This is a genomic window from Adlercreutzia sp. DFI.6.23, from assembly GCF_024462535.1.
GTDB lineage: Bacteria > Actinomycetota > Coriobacteriia > Coriobacteriales > Eggerthellaceae > Adlercreutzia > Adlercreutzia rubneri.
The window spans coordinates 1-416 of the sequence record NZ_JANGBP010000153.1; the positions used below are offsets into that span (position 1 = coordinate 1).

The following is a 416-nucleotide window of genomic DNA, read 5'->3' on the forward strand; positions in this document are numbered from 1 at the left end:
GGGTTTTTGCTCCGAATCCGCAGCCCGACACGGCTTTTTGCCAGAGTATCCGCAGCCCGACCCGGGAAAATGTCGGGAAGTCCGCGCGGCGGTGCCAAAAGTGGCTCCGGGCTACAGGTGGCGATAAAAATCGGGGCAGCTCGGAGGGGGAGCTGCCCCGATTGAAGGGGAGGACTGAGATTGAGTGCGACGTCGAGGCGGCCGAGCTTTTGGGTCGAATCTAGATCGCGCGGGCGGCGGCGTTGCCGGAGCAGATGGCTTCGCCGATGTTGAAGGGGCGCGCCGCGTCGCCGACGGTGACCACCTCGCAGGAGAGTCCCGTGCTGAGGCTGTCGTTCGGCAGGCAGTCCAGGGCTTTGACTACGGTGCCGCAGGCAATTTCCTGCTCGATGCCCGTGGCCGTTTTCACAGTGACG

General features: G+C 64.4%; 1 protein-coding gene. It reads right to left on the reverse strand.

Features of this window, described 5'->3' with window-relative positions; translation table 11 throughout:
* Positions 1 to 220: 220 nt before the first annotated feature.
* Positions 221 to 416: hypothetical protein (locus NE591_RS12770; protein ID WP_256156801.1), on the reverse strand; the 196-nt coding region annotated here is incomplete at its 5' end.